General features: G+C 56.0%; 20 protein-coding genes. 10 read left to right on the top strand and 10 right to left on the bottom strand.

Annotation, left to right across the window (positions count from 1 at the left end; genetic code table 11):
• Nucleotides 1–175: 175 nt before the first annotated feature.
• Nucleotides 176–556 (bottom strand): rubredoxin, encoded by a 381-nt coding sequence (locus C7K08_RS08690; RefSeq protein WP_106500243.1) that lies wholly within the window; start codon nt 554–556, stop codon nt 176–178.
• Between the two features lie 109 nt (nt 557–665).
• Here C7K08_RS08690 and C7K08_RS08685 point away from each other — a divergent pair, with 109 nt between their 5' ends.
• The 3 genes from C7K08_RS08685 to C7K08_RS08675 are packed head-to-tail and all read left to right on the top strand — an operon-like array spanning nt 666 to nt 2,262.
• Complete coding sequence (locus C7K08_RS08685) at nt 666–1,028, top strand: NAD(P)H-quinone oxidoreductase subunit 3 (RefSeq protein ID WP_106500242.1); 363 nt, start codon at nt 666–668, stop codon at nt 1,026–1,028.
• A gap of 5 nt (nt 1,029–1,033) precedes the next feature.
• Nucleotides 1,034–1,771 (top strand): NADH-quinone oxidoreductase subunit NuoB, encoded by a 738-nt coding sequence (gene nuoB / locus C7K08_RS08680; protein WP_106500241.1) that lies wholly within the window; start codon nt 1,034–1,036, stop codon nt 1,769–1,771.
• A complete protein-coding gene (locus C7K08_RS08675; RefSeq protein ID WP_106500237.1) occupies nt 1,768–2,262 on the top strand; it encodes an NAD(P)H-quinone oxidoreductase subunit J in 495 nt (164 codons plus the stop codon). The genes nuoB and C7K08_RS08675 overlap by 4 nt, the downstream gene beginning before the upstream one ends.
• Before the next feature lie 16 nt (nt 2,263–2,278).
• On the opposite strand, the gene C7K08_RS08670 is transcribed toward C7K08_RS08675, so the two are convergent.
• Nucleotides 2,279–3,658, bottom strand: coding sequence for a gluconeogenesis factor YvcK family protein (locus tag C7K08_RS08670; RefSeq protein WP_106500240.1), 1,380 nt, complete (start codon nt 3,656–3,658; stop codon nt 2,279–2,281).
• 55 nt (nt 3,659–3,713) lie between these two features.
• Here C7K08_RS08670 and C7K08_RS08665 point away from each other — a divergent pair, with 55 nt between their 5' ends.
• Together C7K08_RS08665 and C7K08_RS16870 are read left to right on the top strand one after the other, a co-directional pair.
• Complete coding sequence (locus C7K08_RS08665) at nt 3,714–4,544, top strand: ABC transporter ATP-binding protein (RefSeq protein ID WP_106500236.1); 831 nt, start codon at nt 3,714–3,716, stop codon at nt 4,542–4,544.
• Entirely contained in the window at nt 4,528–5,460 is a 933-nt protein-coding gene (locus C7K08_RS16870) for an MlaD family protein (RefSeq protein WP_106500235.1), read from the top strand. The genes C7K08_RS08665 and C7K08_RS16870 overlap by 17 nt, the downstream gene beginning before the upstream one ends.
• Nucleotides 5,461–5,506: 46 nt before the next feature.
• On the opposite strand, the gene bchD is transcribed toward C7K08_RS16870, so the two are convergent.
• The gene (gene bchD, locus C7K08_RS08655; RefSeq protein WP_106500234.1) at nt 5,507–7,528 is read right to left on the bottom strand and encodes a magnesium chelatase ATPase subunit D; all 2,022 of its coding nucleotides are present in this window, start codon (nt 7,526–7,528) and stop codon (nt 5,507–5,509) included.
• On the opposite strand from bchD, the gene folK reads away from it, so the two are divergent.
• Genes folK through C7K08_RS08640 form a run of 3 tightly spaced genes read left to right on the top strand, consistent with a single transcriptional unit; the run spans nt 7,527 to nt 10,180 of the window.
• Nucleotides 7,527–8,156, top strand: coding sequence for a 2-amino-4-hydroxy-6-hydroxymethyldihydropteridine diphosphokinase (gene folK / locus C7K08_RS08650; RefSeq protein WP_241537163.1), 630 nt, complete (start codon nt 7,527–7,529; stop codon nt 8,154–8,156). The genes bchD and folK overlap by 2 nt on opposite strands.
• 31 nt (nt 8,157–8,187) lie before the next feature.
• Complete coding sequence (locus C7K08_RS08645; protein WP_106500233.1) at nt 8,188–8,751, top strand: NUDIX hydrolase; 564 nt, start codon at nt 8,188–8,190, stop codon at nt 8,749–8,751.
• A 1-nt stretch (nt 8,752) separates the two neighbouring features.
• Nucleotides 8,753–10,180 carry a cryptochrome/photolyase family protein gene (locus C7K08_RS08640; RefSeq protein ID WP_106500232.1) on the top strand — a complete coding sequence of 476 codons (1,428 nt, stop codon included), beginning with the start codon at nt 8,753–8,755 and terminating at the stop codon, nt 10,178–10,180.
• Here the strand turns inward: C7K08_RS08640 and pedR are convergent.
• Nucleotides 10,170–10,406: a photosynthetic electron transport-dependent transcriptional regulator PedR gene (pedR, locus tag C7K08_RS08635; protein WP_106500231.1), complete on the bottom strand. Its 237-nt coding sequence runs from the start codon at nt 10,404–10,406 to the stop codon at nt 10,170–10,172. The two genes, C7K08_RS08640 and pedR, sit on opposite strands and share 11 nt — an antisense overlap.
• 68 nt (nt 10,407–10,474) lie before the next feature.
• Here pedR and C7K08_RS08630 point away from each other — a divergent pair, with 68 nt between their 5' ends.
• Nucleotides 10,475–11,353 (top strand): methylenetetrahydrofolate reductase, encoded by an 879-nt coding sequence (locus tag C7K08_RS08630; RefSeq protein ID WP_106500230.1) that lies wholly within the window; start codon nt 10,475–10,477, stop codon nt 11,351–11,353.
• Here C7K08_RS08630 and C7K08_RS08625 read toward each other — a convergent pair.
• From C7K08_RS08625 to C7K08_RS08605, 5 genes are all read right to left on the bottom strand, one after another.
• Complete coding sequence (locus tag C7K08_RS08625; protein WP_106500229.1) at nt 11,333–12,505, bottom strand: nucleotidyltransferase family protein; 1,173 nt, start codon at nt 12,503–12,505, stop codon at nt 11,333–11,335. The genes C7K08_RS08630 and C7K08_RS08625 overlap by 21 nt on opposite strands.
• A 42-nt stretch (nt 12,506–12,547) precedes the next feature.
• Nucleotides 12,548–13,387, bottom strand: a complete 840-nt coding sequence (locus C7K08_RS08620) for a segregation/condensation protein A (RefSeq protein ID WP_241537162.1) — start codon at nt 13,385–13,387, stop codon at nt 12,548–12,550.
• An 89-nt stretch (nt 13,388–13,476) separates the two neighbouring features.
• Nucleotides 13,477–15,036, bottom strand: coding sequence for an NAD(P)H-quinone oxidoreductase subunit 4 (locus tag C7K08_RS08615; RefSeq protein WP_193464827.1), 1,560 nt, complete (start codon nt 15,034–15,036; stop codon nt 13,477–13,479).
• A gap of 94 nt (nt 15,037–15,130) precedes the next feature.
• On the bottom strand, nt 15,131–17,128 hold the full coding sequence (locus C7K08_RS08610; RefSeq protein WP_106500238.1) for an NAD(P)H-quinone oxidoreductase subunit 5: 1,998 nt from the start codon (nt 17,126–17,128) through the stop codon (nt 15,131–15,133).
• Nucleotides 17,129–17,168: 40 nt separating this feature from the next.
• Nucleotides 17,169–17,906 (bottom strand): NnrU family protein, encoded by a 738-nt coding sequence (locus tag C7K08_RS08605; RefSeq protein ID WP_106500226.1) that lies wholly within the window; start codon nt 17,904–17,906, stop codon nt 17,169–17,171.
• Between the two features lie 40 nt (nt 17,907–17,946).
• Between C7K08_RS08605 and C7K08_RS08600 the strand changes: the two genes are divergently transcribed.
• Nucleotides 17,947–18,906: a LysR family transcriptional regulator gene (locus C7K08_RS08600; RefSeq protein WP_106500225.1), complete on the top strand. Its 960-nt coding sequence runs from the start codon at nt 17,947–17,949 to the stop codon at nt 18,904–18,906.
• Here the strand turns inward: C7K08_RS08600 and C7K08_RS08595 are convergent.
• Nucleotides 18,897–19,523: a DUF3172 domain-containing protein gene (locus tag C7K08_RS08595; RefSeq protein WP_106500224.1), complete on the bottom strand. Its 627-nt coding sequence runs from the start codon at nt 19,521–19,523 to the stop codon at nt 18,897–18,899. The two genes, C7K08_RS08600 and C7K08_RS08595, sit on opposite strands and share 10 nt — an antisense overlap.
• Nucleotides 19,524–19,525: the final 2 nt, after the last annotated feature.

Genomic DNA, 19,525 nt, shown 5'->3' with positions numbered 1-19,525 from the left:
ATCCAAGGGATTTGCGCTGGTGCTGAGCGGCACCGTTTGCCACGGGCTGGAAGCTGCTGTGGCAAGGCCGGTGGTAACGCAACCGGTGGTGAGCAAGATCAATAAAACCGCGCTTAGCACTGGCTTAATCAGGGCATTGAGCTTTTGACGCAGAAAGTTRGTCATGGTTTCGATTTCAGCGCAGGGAATAGAGGGAGAGGAAAAAAGCAACGGCCAAGGCAAACCCCCCAAAGATCAACACATTCTTCTGGCCTGGGGTGAGCGTATTAACGCCAAAGCCAAATTTGAGATTTTCCTCAAAGCCACTCGGCTTATTGCGGGGCCCGATGTCACGGAARGCAGCCACTGGGCTGCGGCACACGGGGCAGCGAAAGCGGCGCGGATCAATCGCTGTAAAGGGTGTTCCCACCTCAATTCCTAGCTTTTTTACCCCCTCTTCTGGATCGTAAACAAAGCCACAGCTGCGGCATTCAAATCGATGGCTATCCGGGTTGCTTTCCTCCTCCGGTATTTGCGGRGTATCCAATTCAGGCGCATCAATCTCAGGGGTATCCATTTCAGGTGTATCCATGGCAACGGCCCAGTGCTTAAGCCAACTCTATCCAGCCCATTGCAGCAGCAGCGGTGCCACACTGGTGCCATCAAAACTGAGTAGCCCCTCAGGCATGTTTGTTCTCCCTGGCTACGACGCCTTTTTGGGGTTTTTGCTGATAGCAGCGGCGGTGCCGGTGCTCGCCCTGGTTACCAACAAATTGGTGGCCCCTAAATCCCGCAGCGGTGAGCGCCTACTCACCTATGAATCGGGCATGGAGCCCGTTGGTGGCGCCTGGATTCAATTCAATATTCGCTACTACATGTTTGCGCTTGTGTTTGTGATATTCGATGTGGAAACCGTTTTTCTCTATCCCTGGGCGGTGGCCTTCCATCGCCTCGGCCTGCTTGCTTTCATCGAAGCATTGATTTTTATTGCCATATTGCTTGTGGCCCTAGCCTATGCCTGGCGCAAGGGCGCCCTTGAATGGAGCTGAGTGCCATGAGTGAAACCACCCCTTCTATCGATGCCCTGCGCGACCTAAGGGCCGCCAGCTGTGGCCCCGTTGGTGCACCGGAAATCACCTCTGGCCTTTCAGAGAATGTGATCCTCACCAGCCTTGATGATCTGCATAATTGGGCCCGCCTCAGCAGCCTTTGGCCGCTGCTCTATGGCACCGCCTGCTGCTTCATTGAATTTGCCGCATTAATCGGCTCCAGATTCGATTTCGACCGTTTTGGTTTGGTACCCCGYTCCAGCCCCCGCCAGGCGGATTTAATCATCGTGGCCGGCACCGTAACGATGAAGATGGCYCCAGCTTTGGTGCGCCTTTATGAACAGATGCCCGAACCGAAATATGTGATTGCCATGGGCGCATGCACCATTACCGGAGGCATGTTTTCMGCTGAYTCCACCACCGCTGTGCGGGGGGTAGACAAGCTGATCCCCGTTGATCTCTACCTGCCCGGTTGCCCGCCTCGGCCGGAGGCAATTTTTGATGCGGTKATCAAACTGCGCAAAAAAGTTGGCAATGAAGCCCTGCAGGAACGGGGCCGCCTATTGCCCACCCACCGCTATTACACCGTTGCCCATCGCATGACTGCGGTGGAGCCAATCATTGATGGCCGCTACTTGCGGGCCGAATCCCAAAAGCAGGCCCTGGCTGCTGCAGAGGCGATATCACCGCTCAATTTGAGCCCTGCCAARYCTGAAWCCATTGCCCTTCCGCTTGAGTCATGACCGATTCCACCCCAGGCCCCCTGGCTGAATGGCTGCAGCAGCAGGGTTTTGACACTCAGCCATTGGCAAATGACCATCTCGGGATTGAACGCATTGGCGTTGAACCCCAAACGTTGCCATTGGTGGCAACAGCCCTAAAAGCCAAGGGTTTTGATTACCTCCAAGTGCAAGGCGCCTACGACGAAGGCCCCGGCGAAAATCTGGTTAGTTTTTATCACCTGGTGCAGGTGGGCAGCAGTGATGGCAATGGCACCACCGAGGTGCGGCTTGAGGTGAGCCTCCCCCGCAGCGGTGATCTCAGCGTTCCATCCCTTTATCCCCTCTATCGCGGTGCCGATTGGCAGGAGCGGGAATGCTTCGACATGTTTGGCATCACCTACAGCGGTCACCCCTTGCCCAAGCGTCTTTTGATGCCTGAAGATTGGGTTGGTTATCCCCTGCGCAAAGACTACGTTCAGCCCGATTTTTATGAATTACAAGACGCCCACTAATTAAATTTTTTTACTACTAATTTGATCTGGTATTGCGGTAGAAGCGCATTACAGCCAAGGCCAAGCTGCGCGGTTCATGGCGCAGGGTTCCCCTACTGGCCCTGCCGGCGCTGCGTTGTTTCTTACCTTGCATCGCCGCCAACATCACTTCATAGCCCTGGGCCCTTAGGGCCTCCACTTCGCAATGAACCGGTTCAGCGCCTCGGGCGCGGTAATAGTTGAGCTCAGGGCCACTGGCCAGATCCTCTTGGGCAAGCACCGCATCAAATAAACGCCGCTGCACCCCATGGGTGGCTAGTTGMGCTTCGATTGCCCGCAGGTGGCCTGCCACATCAAGGCCGTCGGTTTCGCCCGGTTGGGTCATGAGGTTGCAGATATAWAGCCGTGGTGCTTGGGAGCGGCCAATCGCTTCCACCAATTGGGGCACCAGCAGATTTGGCAACAGGGAGGTGTAGAGGCTGCCGGGGCCAAGCACGATTAAATCCGCCTGGGCAATCGCTTCAAGGGCCCTTGGTAGAGCCGCCGGCCGTGGCGGGGTGCAACCCAGCCGCACGATTGGGCTATCGGCCTTACCAATATTTGATTCCCCCTCCAGGCGCCTGCCATCTTCCAGTTCAGCCCAGAGGCGCACATCAGAGCTGGTGGCTGGCACCACCTGGCCCTGCACCGCAAGCACCTTGCTGCTGGCGGTAATCGCCGTTTCCARGCTRCCKGTGATTGCTGTGAGGGCAGATATAAATAAATTGCCGAAACTATGGCCCTCTAAACCACTGCCGGCGGTGAAGCGATATTGAAATAACTTTGTTAGCAGCGGCTCCTCCCGGGCCAAGGCCGCCAGGCAATTGCGAATATCTCCAGGGGGTTGCACCCCCAGTTCCCGGCGCAGCACCCCGCTGCTGCCGCCGTCATCGGCCACCGTAACGATCGCCGTGAGATTGCTGCTGTAGCGCTTGAGGCCACTYAAAAGCGTGGATAGCCCGGTGCCGCCACCGATGGCAACGATATTTGGACCCCGGTTTAGGCGTCGCTGGGCCACCAGGGCATCCACCAGGGCGGTTTCGCTTTGATGGGGCGCCAATGCCCTTTGAATCGARCCAAAACTRCGGCTTTGACCAAGCAGAATTAGGCCTGCTCCCACCACCAACACCAATGGACCAGTGAAACCYTGCCCGGCCCCGGCTAGGGAGCGCAACAGGGTTTCAATTGCCGTGATCGTCCAGTAGATCGGTTTGAGGTCTGCCCAGATGGCAGCYCCCAAGAGGGCCATCACCAGCCCCAAGGCTGAGGTGAGCACCCAGCGCTTCACCACCAGGCCCGGTTGCAACCATTGCACCGCGCGCCTGGAGCGTTTTACCAATTCGTCGCGGCGGTGGTGATCGCCGGCTGGCTGAGCCATGGCGCTGGCCTTGGCAGCATCAACTTGTMACTGTAATGAGAAGAGCAACCCCTAAATGACTAAATCCCGCGCTGCCTTCAACCATTCCCACCTGCCCGTGGTGGAGCTGCGGGGTGTGAGCTTGAATCGCGGCAGCAGAAGGATCCTCTCCGATCTGCATCTGCAATTGATGCCAGGGGAGCGGCTGGCGATTGTGGGCCCCTCCGGAGCAGGTAAAACCACAATCCTGCGCATGTTGGCGGGTTTGGAATTGCCCACTGCCGGCGAATTACTGCTGTTTGGTGAGCCCCAGCGCTACCTGCGCCTCGATCAGAGCCATCCCCCTGATGTGCGCCTGGTGTCGCAAAGCCCTGCGTTGCTCGCCTCCCTTTCAGTGCTGCAAAACGTTGGTTTTTTGCTCTACCGCGATGGCCGCCTTGGGGAAGCTGAGATCAAGCGGCGGGTGGCCCGCTGCCTCGATGCCGTTGGCCTTGCGGGCACGGAGGAGATGATGCCGGCGGAACTATCWGGGGGCATGCAAAAACGGGTTAGTTTCGCCCGCGCCATGGTGGATGATCCCGGCGCTGGCCAGGATTTCCCCCTGCTGCTGTTCGATGAACCCACGGCGGGGCTTGATCCGGTKGCTTCCACCCGCATTGAGGATTTGATGGTTACCACCACAAGGGTTGCCAATGGCACCTCTGTGGTGGTGAGCCATGTGCTCAGCACAATTGAAAGGGCCGCTGAACGGGTGGTGTTGCTCTATGAAGCCGAGTTGCGCTGGCAGGGTTCTGTGGAGGAATTCCGCTGTTGTACAGATCCCTATGTGGTTCAGTTCAGAACCGGTAGCCTGAGCGGACCAATGCAGCCCAAAGAGCTCTACTCAKCTAATGCGTCGAAGCCTTAAAGAAGCCAGCATCGGGTTTTCACTTTTGGCSGCCATCGCCGGAGGGGTGGGGCTCTGGTTTTGGCTTTCCGGYTTTTTGTTTGGCAAAAAAAGCTATCCGATCCAGATGCGTTTTGCCGATGCCTCCGGTTTGGCMAGCAAGAGCACAATTACCTTTCGAGGTGTGCCTGTGGGTGTTGTGMGCAAGGTGTCGCCCCAGGGGAACACGGTGCTGGTAGAGGGCCGAATCACARATMCGCAATTGCTTTTACCCCGGCCGATCAGCGCCCAAGTGCGCAGTGGTTCCCTGTTGGGGGGTGATGCACAAGTTGCTTTGGAAACCAGCTCCATTGCAGCCCCTAAGGGCCCTGGCCCCCTAGCGAGCAATTGCGATCCAACTTTGATCGTGTGCGCCAATGGCCTGGTGCATGGGGTGCCCACCCCAAGCCTCACCTCAGTGATGGGGATGATGCAAAACCTATTGGCAAAAGCAGAACAACAAGATTTGATCACTAAGGGCGCCACAACGCTCACGGAAGTGAGCAAAACATCTAAGGCATTTGGCATCACAGCAAAACGGGCCGATGCAGTGCTCGTGAGTGGCAATCAATTGGTATTGCAATTGCAACAGGCGGTGAAGGAAGCTGATCCGGTTATTAAAAATCTCAAACTGGCTACAGCCCAAGCCAATGCCACTTTGAAGCACACAAATAATATAGTTTCCGCCTTTGATAATCCCAAAACYATTAATGAGCTAAAGCGCACTGTTAGCAATGCAGAACAGCTCACCCGCCGCTACGACGCCATCGGTGGCGATGTGCAAAAACTGAGCGSTGATCCAAATTTTGTTAATGGGCTGCGCAGTGTAACCGTGGGRCTGGGTAAATTCTTTGATGAGTTATATCCAGAGCTGCGTAAACCAAGCAAAGGCAGTTRAATTTAGCCTTAAAGATTATTTGTTTGTTTGATTGAATTTATTATTTTTAGCGTTTTAGGGCACCGAGGGCGATGGCTGCAATTGCTTGGTCGCTGGCTTTAGGCAATTGCACGTAGCGGCCCCCCGCCGCTTCCGCTAACTCTTTACCCATGCCACTGCCAATAAATTTGCGTTCGGTATCRATAACTAAAAGCTCTATTCCCAGCAAGCGATAACGGCCGGCCACCTGCTTTAGTTCCTCTTTTAGATCAACCGTTGTTTCCGCTTCTGGTAACCCCAAGGAGCGAGAGAGGGGCACATTGCCACGGCCATCGGTGATTGCCACCACCACCACCTGAGCYAGGTCGCCACTTTGCAAGGCATTAGCCCCCACCCTTGCCGCTTGGGCCAGGCCATGGGCCAGGGGCGATCCACCGCCGCAAGCCATGGTTTCCAGCCGTCTTTTTGCTGCGGTGATCGAGCGGGTGGGGGGTAGCAACACCTCAGCCTGTTCGCCGCGAAAGGGGATGAGGGCTACTTCATCTCGGTTTTCATAGGCCTCGGTAAGCAAGCGCAAAACAGCACCTTTGGCGCTTTGCATTCGATTTAGGGCCATCGAACCGCTGGCATCCACCAGAAATATCACCAGGGCGCCAGCTTTRCGTTGTAATTGTTTTGCTCGAATGTCTACTTCTTTAACAATTAATTTGCGCCCCGGTTGTTGCTCCCGTCTGCTTTTTTGATATGGCGCTGCAGCCCGCAGGGTGGCATCAACGGCAATCGGCCCCCCGGGGCCCCTTGGAATTATGGGCCTCACATAACGGCCGCGGCTATTGCTAAGTACTAAACCCCTAGCACCACTGCGCGCCGCCTTACTTTTTGCTGCTTGAAAGGATAGTAATTCTGGATCGATTGCAATCGCTTCCGCATCCAACATGAATTCTTCCGGCACTGAGGGTGGTTTATCTACTTCAGCTTCGTTGTTGTTTGGATCATTTTCGGATTCGTTCTCAGATTCGTTCTCAGCATCGTTTTCAGCTTCAGCTTCATTTTCTTCTTTATCTGTTTCTTTGTCTTTTTCTTCTGCTTGATTTTCGCTGTTGTTTGCTGGGGGGGGAGTTGCTGGTGGTTGCTGCTCAGGTTGTTCCTGGGGTTGTTGCAATTTTGCCCGAGGTGCAATTACTAAGCGCACCGCCAGTTGTAGATCCTCCGCTTCCACGCGATCTCTAGCYTCAAGGGCCGCATGGGCCTTGGCCACCCTCAAGGCATACAACTCAGCGCGATGACCCTCAACGCCGCCGCGCAGGGCTTCCTCCACCAAATAGTTGATTTGGGCGCCAGTGATCACCACATCCGGCAACCACTGGCGGGCTAGGAGCAGTTGGGTGGCAATCGCATCGGTTTCCTCCTGCCACTGCTGGCGAAAGGCGCTGCTGTTTTCGCCGTAGCCGATAGCCGCTTCTGTGATCGATACCCGTTCAGCTGTAGTAACCGTTTGGTTGGCGGAAAGGGCGATGGCAAAACGATCGAGCAGATGGTCTGCCATGGCCCCTTCCTCTGGATTGAAGGTGGCAATCAGCAGCGGCTGGCAGGGGTGGCAAACACTTAAGCCCTCCCGCTCCACTTGATTAACGCCTGAACCCACCGCCGCCAGCAGCAGGTTTAGGGCATTCATATCGAGCAGATTTAATTCATCGATGTAGAGCACCCCCCKGTGGGCCTCGGCCAGSARCCCCGGTTGAAACACAGTGCTTCCCTCCGYCAGGGAACGGGCCACATCCACCGACCCCAGCAARCGATCTTCCGTAACCCCCAGGGGCACCTGCACAAATGGGGCCGGAATTATCCGGCTGGCTTGGCTGCCATCGGGTTCCGCATTAAGGCTGCCTTCAATAATTTCAATCGCTGGCAGCAGCGCGTGTAAACCCCTGGCCAGCACGGATTTACCGGTGCCCCGGCCGCCGGCGATCACCACGCCGCCTAAACCGGGATCAACGGCCGCCAGCAGCAGGGCCAATTTCAAAGTGGGATGGCCCGTGATGGCCGCCAGGGGGAACACCTGGCTTGCGGTGGAAGGCAGGGCGGTCATGGGGCCCAAAATCCACTCCAGCATCGCAGCTTGGCCGCTGTTATATCAGGAATGCTGGCAGCTGGATTTAGCGCTTTTGATGGCTGGGGCCAATGCAACGCAACCGCTGGCTGAGGCAGCAGCCATCGCCCTTGGCAGCAATTTGGGGGATTGCCTTGCCTTGCTGGGCGCAGCCCGCCAGGGCCTAGGCGCCCTGGCGCAGCCTGGATCCCTGCGTTGTTCRCCCCTATTTCGCACGGCGCCGGTGGGGGGSCCAGCGGGCCAACCAGMCTTCCTYAATGCTGTGGTGTTGCTGCAATGGCTTGGCAGCCCTGAGCAATTGCTGGCGGAACTACAAAAGCTTGAGGCGGCAGCCGGTAGGCAGCGTTTGGTGGCTTGGGGGCCCCGCAGTTTGGATTTAGATCTGCTTTGGTGTGGCACAGCAAAACGGTTTAGCCCCCAGCTGCAATTGCCCCATCCACGGCTRTGGGTGCGCCGCTTTGTGCTCGAACCATTGGCAAGCCTTGATCCCAACCTCAGGCCACCGGGGCAAAAGCTCACGGCGGCAGAACTGCTGGCTGMTTTATTGCTTGATTGCAGTGAACCAGCGCCGCAACAGCTCCCCGCCACAGCGGTTTGGCCCGATTAATCGCCAAACTGGATTGAATTGAGCCCAAGCCTTGGCATCCCTTCCCCCGCAGGAACCAGCTGAATTGCTTGAAACCGTGGCCTGCCTTTCGGTGCGCAAGCTGCGCATGGAAATTCAACATTTGCGCTTACCGCTCGGGGTGGAGGGCACCTATGGCTGCATTCGCCATCCAGGCGCGGCCTTGGCGGTGCCGGTGTTGGCCGATGGCAGGGTGGTGCTGTTGCGTCAATATCGCTTTGCCGTTCAGCGGCGCATTTTGGAATTTCCAGCGGGCACCCTTGAAGCTGCTGAAGCGCCCCAGGCGGCCATGGAGMGGGAATTGCAGGAGGAGGCCGGCTATTGCGCCATGCGTTGGGATCCCCTMGGCCTACTGCTRCCCTGCCCTGGCTATTCCGATGAGGTGATCCACCTGTTTTTAGCTCGCAACCTGCAGCCGCTGGCCACTCCCGTTGCCGCCGACCACGACGAAGACATTGAAGTGCTTTTGATGGCACCAGCTGAGTTGGATGCAGCCCTGGCCAGCGGCGCTGAACCCCTTGATGGCAAGAGTGTTACCGCCTGGTTCCGGGCCAAGCAGTTGCTGGGTTTGCACTGACATGACTGCGTTGCCCCCCCGCTGGCTGTTTTGGCATCGCCGCGACCTGCGCCTTGCCGACAACTTGGGCCTGGCCTCCCAAGCCGCCAGCAGCCCAGCCCTAACTGGCCTTTATGTGYTGGATCCAGCTGAATTGCAGCACCCCACCATGGCGCCCGCCCGCCGTTGGTTTTTGCTGGAGTGTCTGGTGGAATTGCAGCAGCGTTGGCTCGCTGCCGGTAGCCGCCTACTGGTGTTGCAGGGCGATCCGCTTTTGCTGGTGCCCCAGCTGGCCCAATTGCTTGCGGTGGAGGGGGTGGCCTGGAACCGTGATGTGGAGCCRTTRGTRCGCCAGCGCGATAAAAGCCTTGCCCAATCCCTTAAGGCAGCTGGGATCAAGGTGGCAGCTGATTGGGATCAATTGCTGGTGCCACCGGAGCAATTGCGCACTGGCGCCGGTGACCCCTACAGGGTTTATGGCCCCTATTGGCGSGCCTGGCARCAGCAGGCCAAGGCGGCACCGCTGGAGGCACCCAAGGCTCTGCTCGACCTAACAGCAACCCAGCAGGCTTGCCTTGCCGCCATGCCCCTTGTTCACACCCTGCCAAGGGAACAGTGGCCAGGCGCTGGGATTTGCCCYTGTTTRCCGGGGGAAACGGCCGCCCTTGGCCAATTGCRGCAATTTGCCGATGGGGCATTGCAGCACTACGAGGAAGGTCGCAATTTGCCTGCGGAGGCCGGCACYTCTTGCCTTAGTGCTGCTTTGCGGGCCGGCAGCCTCAGTGCCCGCACCGCCTGGGCAGCCAGCTTGGAATGCTTAGAGAATTGCCGCAGTGATGAACAGCGCCAATCGATTCGGGTGTGGCAGCAGGAATTGGCCTGGCGTGAGTTTTACCAACAGGCCCTGTTCCATTTCCCTAGCCTTGCCGATGGCCCCTATCGGCCCCTATGGAGCCAGTTYCCCTGGGAGAACAACGGCCAGTGGCTAGAGGCCTGGCGGCAGGGCCTCACCGGGGTGCCAATTGTTGATGCAGCGATGCGWGAGCTGGCGGAAACAGGCTTTATGCACAACCGCTGCCGCATGATCGTGGCTTCTTTTTTAGTTAAAGACTTGATTTGTGATTGGCGCTTTGGGGAGGCCTGGTTCATGGCCCTTGAAGTGGATGGTGATCAAGCTGCCAATAACGGMGGTTGGCAATGGAGTGCCAGCAGTGGCATGGATCCAAAACCGCTGCGAATTTTTAACCCCGCCACCCAGGCGCGCAARTTTGATAGCGATGGGGTGTATATCCGCCGCTGGYTGCCGGAACTGCAACATGTAAATAGTGCTGATCTAATCAGCGGTGAAATCGCACCCCTAGAAAGCCGTGGCTATCCAGCGCCATTGGTGAGCCATCGCCAACAGCAGGCCCATTTCAAAGCCCTATAYGCCTCCCTGCCTAGGCCTTAGGCAGGTTGCAGCAATTGAGGCCATCGCGGCAGATTTTGCCGTTGCTCATGGCCCAATTCACCAGGGCTACCCGGTTGCGGGAGCCGGTTTTCGTGAAGATATTGCTCACGTGGTTATCAACCGTGCGTTTACTGATCGAGAGCTTTACGCCGATCTCATGGTTGGTGAGCTCCGCYGCCACCAATTCGATGATTTCCAGCTCCCTTTCGGAGAGATGGGCGTCCATAGCCTGCGCCCCAGCAACACTTGAGCAGTGTAGGCAGCCTGGGAAGATATCCAAGYTATTAGGCAGGTATGGCCCCAGGTTTTGAACAGGCCTTAGCGGGCYCTAGGCCGGTAATTACCGCTGAAATTACACCGCCCCTAGGGGGRGATCCCAGTAGGGCACTGGCGGCAGCCGAAAGTTTGCGGGGGTTGGTGCAGGCCTTCAACGTTACCGATGGCAGCCGAGCGGTGATGCGCATGGGCAGCCTTGCCCTTTGCAAATTGCTGCAGGAGCGCGGCCTGGAGCCAGTGCTGCAGCTGGGCTGCCGCGATCGCAATCGCATTGGCCTCCAGGCGGAACTGCTTGGAGCCCATGCCCTGGGGCTGCGCAATGTGTTGTGTTTAACCGGTGATCCGGTGCGGGCTGGCAATCAACCCCTGGCGCGGCCTGTATTTGATTTGGAATCGGTGCGTTTGYTGCWGCAGGTGCAGGCCCTTAATCAGGGTTTGGATCCCCTCGGTAAGGTGCTRCCCGATGGCCCCACCAGCCTGTTTGCCGGTGCCGCCGCTGATCCGCAATCGCCCAGCTGGAGTGGCCTCAARAGYCGCACAGCGCGGAAGGCGGCAGCAGGCGCCAGGTTTTTACAAACCCAAATGGTGATGGATCCCGAGGCATTGCGGCGTTTTTGTRGAGAGATAACAAACCCCCTCGGTTTACCGGTGCTGGCTGGGGTGTTTCTTTTGAAATCAGCCAAAAATGCCAGTTTTATCAATCGTGTGGTGCCAGGGGCCCAGATCCCCCAGGCCTTGATCGATCGCCTTGCCGCTGCCGCCGATCCCCGCTTGGAGGGGATCCGGATTGCCGCTGAACAAGTGAGCAGCTATTGCAAAATTGCAGCTGGCGTRCACCTGATGGCGATTAAGGCTGAGGAAAGCCTGGTGGATGTATTAGCCCTTGCCGAGATCTGAACCGAGCAATTCGGCCAGGGCCTTTTGTTCCGGTGATGGCTGCACAAGGTCTTGGCGGCGGGCATCGGTGATCAACCAGTCGAGGGCGGCCTCCTGCACATCGATATGGTCGCCGCTGCGATCAACGCAATAGCGGCCAAAAACCAACTTTTCCACCAGGCGAACGCCAGCGCCGATGCGGGAATAATCAAAAATAATGGAGTTATCAATTGTTGCCCCGGCGCAGATATGACAACTAGGGCCAATCATTGCTGGACCAATGATTGAAACACCATCTTCTATTTTTGTCATGCCGCCCACATAAACAGGCCCTTCCACATGGATTTTATCCCAATTTGCAGCAACATTTAGGCCGGTGTAAATTCCAGGCCTCACCTGCTTGCCTGGAATCGTTACCTGCCTAACTTCACCTTGCAAAACAGATCGAATCGCCTGCCAATAATCGGGAACTTTACCAATATCAACCCATTCAAATTCCATTGGCAAGGCGTAAAATGGCAAGCCTTCCTCCACTAATTTAGGAAATAGATTTGCGCCAATGTCGTAGGGAATATCGCTAGGGATATGSTCGAATATCTGAGGTTCAAATATATAAATRCCAGTGTTTATCTCGTCGCTTAAGGCATCGTCTATGGCGGGTTTTTCCTGAAATGCTTTTACCCTTCCCAGYTCATCTGTTACCACCACGCCATAGCTGCTTACCTGCTCCTTTGGCACCCGTTTCGTTACTAAAGARGCYAAGGCTCCTTTCTGGCGGTGGCGCCGCACCGCTTCGCTKAGATTTAAATCGATTAGGGCATCACCACAAAGCACCACAAAGGTGTMGTCGAAAAAACGTTGAAAATTTTGAATCTTTTTTAAACCGCCTGCGGAACCAAGGGCATCACCAATTAATTCACCATCTTCAATGCGACCCTCAAAGCTATAGGCAATCTCCACACCAAACCTTTGGCCATCGCGGAAATAGTTTTCAATTTCTTCTGCTAAATGGGACACATTTACCATCACTTCCGTGAAGCCATGCTGACGTAATAATTCCAGCAGAAATTCCATCACTGGTTTCTGCAAAATAGGAATCATTGGCTTGGGAATGGTGTGGGTGATCGGCTGCACCCTCGTTCCTTTTCCCGCCGCCAAAATCATGGCCTTCATGGCGGWTATCTCAACAGATCAAGCAAGCGTATCAATGCTTTCCTAGGCGGCTTGCAGTTCACGGGCCGGCTGCGGCGCTGACCCTATCCAGCTAATTTCCTGCTGCACCCCCTCGCCGGCCTGTAATAAACAACGCAAACGCAATGGGCCAAATAGCTGGGAGCCATCTTGCTCAAGATCCACCCGCCCTTGGGAGCAAAGAAAAAGCAGGGCCCAAAACACCCCAACCCGATCGCTATCAAGGTCGGCGGGGGCTGCTTTTTCCCAGGCGGTTACCAATTGTTCAAAGTCAACCCAGCTGGTGCCAGGGCCCCATTTCCCCAGAAAAACACTGAGGGCTGCAGTGGTTTCAGGCAGCTTTTCCCTRTGGGCCAGGGCTGTTACCTGGGCAATCGCCTCGCGATCGGAATAGCGCTTCGGGGCCTGGCGCCGTTGCCGTGGTCCCTGTTCCTCCAGGCGAGTGGCGATATCCTCCAGCTGCTGAATCAATTCCCCCAGGGTTACGGGCCTTTGTAGGGGTGGTGGTGCCACCGTTCGCCGCAGTAGCARCCGTTCCGGCCGCGCTGGTAATTGCAGCAGCTGCGGCCAATCMGCTTCGAGGTTGAGCAAATCATCCTCTTCGGGGCARRGCAGTTCKTGGGCAAAGGTGCGCTGCTCMAGGTGYTCGGCCTTTAGGGATACAAGCACCGATGCCGCTAAAAATGCTTCGCTACTTTCTGCTAAATCTTGTTCATAACTGCCACCCGCTGCTGCCACCAGYCTTGGCAACTCMAGTTTTTGACGYAACTGATCTAAAAAACCATCAATTACTGCAATAACATCAACATCCCAAGGGTCGATATCGCCCCGTTCCGCTGCATCTTGCAGTAARCGGATGGCCACACGGGCCCCACTGTCCCCCGCATGGGTCAAAGGGGTTTAAGGCCAACTGGGCGCAGATTAACCTGCGCAGCTAGGTAGTGCCAGGGGCATTARTTCAATTGCGGTGCCATCCGGAAGGGGAAGGGCGGTGCACTGGCCGCYTTCATTTTGGATTCATCAACCGCCACCAATTGTTCAATCGTGGCCCTGTAGGTGTCTGTAACTAAYCTGGGGTAGAGGCCGATGCCAATAATTGGCACCAGCAGGCAAGAGATGATGTAGATCTCCCTGGGTTCAGCATCCACCATGTTGGTGTCTGCCAATACTGGATTTTCCGTACCAAAAAATATTTCTCTCAACATTGAAAGCAAATAAATAGGCGTGAGGATCACACCCACSGCCGCTAAACCATCGATCACGATCCTGAAGGGCAGGCTGTAGGCGTCGTCGGTGGCAAAACCCACAAACACCATCAATTCCGATACAAAGCCACTCATCCCAGGCAARGCAAGGGATGCAAGCGAACAGATGGTCCAGAGCGCAAACATCTTGCGCATTTTTTGACCCACCCCACCCATTTCATCCAGCTGCAGGGTGTGGATGCGGTCGTAGGTGGCCCCCACCAGGAAAAACAAGCTTGCACCGATCAGGCCATGGCTGATCATCTGCAGCATTGCGCCGCTTGCCGCGAGTGGCGAGAAACTACCAATACCAATCAGCACAAAGCCCATATGGCTAATTGAGCTGTAGGCAATTTTGCGTTTCAAGTTGCGTTGGGCAAAGGAGGTGAGCGCCGCATAAATAATGTTCACAACCCCCAAAATCACCAGWAGGGGCGCAAATTGCACATGGGCTTCCGGGAACATCGAAGCGTTAAAGCGGAATAAGGCATAGCCGCCCATCTTGAGCAGGATCCCGGCTAGCAGCATGTGCACAGGYGCTGTTGCTTCCCCATGGGCATCAGGCAGCCAGGTGTGCAGGGGCACAATCGGCAGTTTTACGCCAAAGGCGATTAACAACCCGCCATAACAAAGCAATTGAAAGCCAGTGCCCAGGTGTTTAGCCGCTAGTTCGCTGTATTCAAAACTTGGCGWGCCGCCGCCGGCAAAGGCCATTGCTAAGGCCACCAGCAAGATAAAAAGTGAACTGCCGGCGGTGTAAAGGATGAATTTTGTGGCCGCATATTGGCGTTTTTTACCGCCCCAGATCGCCAGCAATAGATAAACAGGCAGCAGTTCCAGTTCCCATGCCAGGAAAAACAGCAGCATGTCTTGCACTGCAAAAACTGCTATCTGGCCGCCATCCATGGCCAGCAATAGGAAAAAGAAAAGTTTTGGCTTGAAGGTAACGGGCCAAGCCGCAAGGCAGGCCAGGGTAGTGATGAAGCTGGTGAGCAATATCAAKGGCATCGAGAGGCCATCGGCCCCMACCGACCAMCCCAAACCCACCTGGGGCAACCAGGAAACCCGTTGGTAGAGCTGTAGCCCAGCCACATCAGGGTCGTAGCCCCGCAGGTAGGCAGCAACCGTGATCAAAAATGTGGTGAGCGTTACCCCAAGGGCATACCAGCGCACAACTTTGCCGTCGCCTGGATCAGGAATGAAAAAGATCAGCAGGGAGGCCGTTATCGGCAGCAAGATGGCTGTTGTTAGCCAGGGAAAGGCGTCCAGATCCTTGGCAGCGTCTTGAGGGAGTGTAGAAATTACTAGCCAACCGTGCATTCACCGGTTGGGTTTGACACACACATCTCAAGCTTGCTCGCCGTTAGCCGAGGGAGCCAAAGATCACCACAAGGCCAATCACACCGCCAAACACGATCAAGGCATAGAACTGGGCCCTRCCGGTTTCGAAATACTTCAAGCCCTCACCACTGCCAAGGGTGAGCAAGCCTGTGAGGTTCACAACCCCATCCACCACCTTTGCATCCACCTCAAGCACCTGCTTTGCCAACTTGCGGCTGCCCTGCACAAATAGTTTTTCGTTTAAGGCATCCARATACCACTTATTGGCAAGAAAGGCATTGATGCTGGGGAAGCGAGCGGCAACGGCCTTAGCAAGGTCRATTTTGTGCAAGGCATAGGCCAGCACAGCAATGCTGATGCCCGTTAGGGAAATCGCCACCGATGCGCCAGCAAGGGGWAGAAATTCAGGCCAGCTAAATGCTKCTGCCATTTCTGTTGCCTCCTTWGGATCAAGCAAAGCGGCAAAGCGGCTATGCCAAGGGGTGCCAAGCAGGCCAATCAGGATTGAAGGCACCGCTAAAACCACCAGGGGCAAAGTCATCGGCCAGGCCGATTCATGGGCCTTGCTGGCATGGCCGCCCTTATCGCTTGCTGGTTTACCAGCTGCTGCGAGCAGTTCCTGGCGCAATTGCAGATCAGCGCCGCGGAAGGGCCCCTCAAAGGTGAGGAAATAGAGCCGGAACATGTAAAAAGCTGTCATCCCGGCCGTTAGGAAACCCACAACCCAGAGCAGTGGGTAGCTGTTGAAGGCTTGACCAAGAATTTCGTCTTTACTCCAGAAGCCCGCCAAAGGTGGGATGCCACTGATGGCAACGCAGCCGATCAAAAAGGTGATCGCTGTGATCGGCATYTGCTTACGCAGCCCGCCCATTAAGCGCATGTCTTGGGCAAGGGCCGGTTCATGGCCCACCACCTCTTCCATGGCATGGATCACCGAACCGGAACCCAAAAACAACATCGCCTTGAAGAAGGCATGGGTTACCAGGTGGAACATGCCGGCGATCGGAGCGCCGCAACCCATGGCCAGCATCATGTAACCCAACTGACTCACGGTGCTGTAGGCCAACCCCTTTTTCAGATCCATCTGGGTGAGGGCGATGCTGGCCCCCAGGAAGCAGGTGATGGTGCCAATTACGGCGATMACCGTTTGCACATCTGGGAAGAGGCCATAGAGGGGTTCAAGCCGCGCCACCAAAAACACCCCAGCTGCCACCATCGTTGCCGCATGGATTAGGGCTGATATGGGCGTTGGCCCTTCCATGGCATCGGGCAGCCACACATGCAGGGGGAACTGGGCCGATTTGGCCATGGGCCCCATAAAAACAAACAGGCAAAGGGCAGTTGCTGCCCAACCAGACACGCGGCCATCTGCCATGGCAGCACTAAGGCCCGTGGCGATGCCTTCGAAATCAAAACTGCCCGTGGCCCAAAACAAGCCGAGKATTCCGAGGAGCAGGCCGAAATCACCAACCCGGTTCACCACAAAAGCCTTTTGGGCCGCGTGGGCTGCCCCCTCTCTGTCGTACCAAAAGCCCACCAATAGATAKGAACACATCCCCACCAATTCCCAAAAAACGTAGATCTCCAGCAGGTTTGGGCTGATCACAAGCCCCAACATCGAACTGCTGAACAGGGCTAGGTAGGTGAAAAAACGCACATAGCTTTTGTCGTGGGCCATGTAGCCRTGGGAATAAACCATCACCAACACAGCGATGGTGGTGACCAAAGCCAGCATCACAGCCCCTARGGGATCAACCCTGAAGCCCATCTCAAGGTTGAAATCACCGGCACTAGCCCAATTGAAMAGGGCCTCATAGGGGCCAGCGCCCCGCAACTGTTCAGCCAAAACGGCAAAACTCAATACCCCTGAGGCGCCCACACAGCTGAGCAGCAACAAAGCCACGGGCTTGCGTAAACGATTAACGGTGCGGTTGAAGCTGATCAGCCCCAACCCCACAAACACAGCTCCCGCCAGCGGTAACACGGGAATCAACCAGGCAACCTCGGCAGCCGAAGGCATCTGAAACGGCAGGCGGGTATCTGGAGTGTAGGCAGCACAGCTAATGAAGCCAGTGGCCAATCCAAGAACGGGCAAAAGTTGTGGCCCCTAGCCCAATCCAACGGTGGGCAAACCAGAAGCTGGCAATGGCGATGGCAATACCCAATTGGGCTGGCCTTAAAAATTCAGTTAGCACCAAGCTYTGGCGGCCATCCAGCACCGCCCGAAAGGGAATTACTGAAGTGTTTGCCTGYAATTCTTTRAAGCCWTCGCCAAATCTGGCCGCCAGGCGCCGATCACCATTCCATACGGCAAATAAATGGTGGGCAATCAAACCAACACAAGTAACCAGCATGAAGCTGCTGCCGATCCAAAGCAGATGGGTGAAGCACCAGAGCACTTGGCCCACCGCCTGGGGATGGCGGCTGATGCGAATAATGCCGCTGGCATAGAGCCGCACCTTTGGTTGTTGCAATGCCGGTATTTCCAGCAGGTTGTAGGTGGCTGGATACAGAAAGAAAAAGCTAAYGGCGGTGCCAGCCCACACCAGGGGCACAATCCAGGCTTGATCCTGCAGATTCCAAAGCCGGAGGCCGTCGTAGCGATGGGCCAAAAAGTAACCAACTAACACCACCGCTGCCGGGATGCTGATCGCTGCAAAGAGCAGCCGCCAGGCCCGTTCGCCGATGCGGGCTGCACCCCAATAACGCAGGGAGGCGCCACCGCTGTGCAAAATTGCAAACACCAACAGCAAAGCCAGCATCACCAGGCTGCTGTTGTGCAGGGTGGAAGTAGCCATCCAACTAAGGCTATTGGAAATTGCACCCTAGAGTTAAGCGATGGCGGACCTTCCGTTCACTATTGATCAGCTGCGCATCCTKCGGGCCATCGCCAGTGAGGGCAGCTTTAAGAAGGCYGCMGATAGCCTCTATGTAACTCAGCCAGCGGTGAGTTTGCAGATCCAAAATTTGGAAAAGCAGCTGGATGTGTCTTTATTTGATCGCGGCGGCCGCAAGGCCCAACTCACAGAAGCWGGTCATTTATTACTTACCTATTCCGAGCGGATTTTGAGTCAATGCCAGGAGGCTTGCCGCGCCCTAGACGATCTCCAYAACCTCAAGGGGGGCTCCCTTGTGGTGGGTGCAAGCCAAACAACRGGCACCTATTTAATGCCCCGCATGATTGGTTTATTTCGTCAGAAATATCCTGATGTTTCTGTGCAATTGCAGGTGCACAGCACCAGGCGTACCAGTTGGAGTGTGGCCAATGGCCAGGTGGATCTCGCCATCATTGGTGGTGAGGTGCCAAACGAATTGGCCGAGCAGCTGCAGGTGGTGGCCTATGCCAGCGAAGAATTGGCTTTGGTGTTGCCGATAAAACATCCCATGGCACGGCTGCAGGAATTACAAAAAGAAGATCTGTATCGCCTTTCCTTTATTTGYTTRGATGCCCAATCAACCACCCGCAAGGTTGTGGATCAACTGCTTTCCAGGGGKGGGCTCGATGTGCAGCGCTTGCGCATTGAAATGGAGCTCAATTCCCTCGAGGCGATTAAAAATGCGGTGCAAAGTGGTTTGGGCGCTGCTTTTCTACCGGTGGTTTCGATTGAACGGGAACTRGCCACCGGTGGTTTGCATCGGGTGATGTTGAGCGATTTGAGCGTGCGGCGTCAGTTGCGTTTGATTACCCATCCCGCCCGCTATTGCTCAAGGGCTTCAGCGGCATTCCGCAAAGAAATCCTGCCGGTATTTGCCAGCCCCGATAGCCCCCTACGGGATCAGAGTTCTGCTCAGAACTGATCCGCTTCTGGGGTAACACCCACGGTGTCGTCGGCGGCGGCACCGGCAATGCCCTTGGTTTGGAATTTRTTTTGGCTGGCGTCGTTTTGATAAACGCAGCGCACCACTGGCTTATCTCGGATTGAACCGATGTAGGCAAAGGTATTCATCCGCTGCTTGCATTCCCGCATTTGTTCAGCTGTAACCGCCCCTTCTTTTTGTAAAACMGACCAATTTTCGCGGCGGATTACACAGCCTGGTTGCAGGCTTGGCTGGGTTACAAAGCTTGAGGATGGGTTCATCGTGGTGTAGGTCTCCACATCGATCACGAAGGCGCTAGCACCCCACTGCTTACAAAATTCCGGATCGGGCACTGCCATATCCAATTGCTGGCTGCTGGAAATATTGCCCTGGCTACCGGCGGTGTTACTGCTTAAGGCGGTGCCGATGCCGATGCCCAAAATCATCACCCCAGCCATCAGGGCGATGGTGGCCATGTTGAACTTCAAGCCGGCTAAACCTTCACCGGGCTTTTTGCCAGCACCACTCGATTGGGGCCCACCCCGATAGCGATCTTGGTAGCGCTCCCTTTCGTAGGCGCTGTCGTCGTAGGGGGAAGGCGGGCGACGGGGGGCCATTT

The sequence above is a fragment of the Synechococcus lacustris str. Tous genome (assembly GCF_003011125.1).
Lineage (GTDB): Bacteria > Cyanobacteriota > Cyanobacteriia > PCC-6307 > Cyanobiaceae > Synechococcus_D > Synechococcus_D lacustris.
This window is presented reverse-complemented; position numbering and strand designations above follow the sequence as displayed.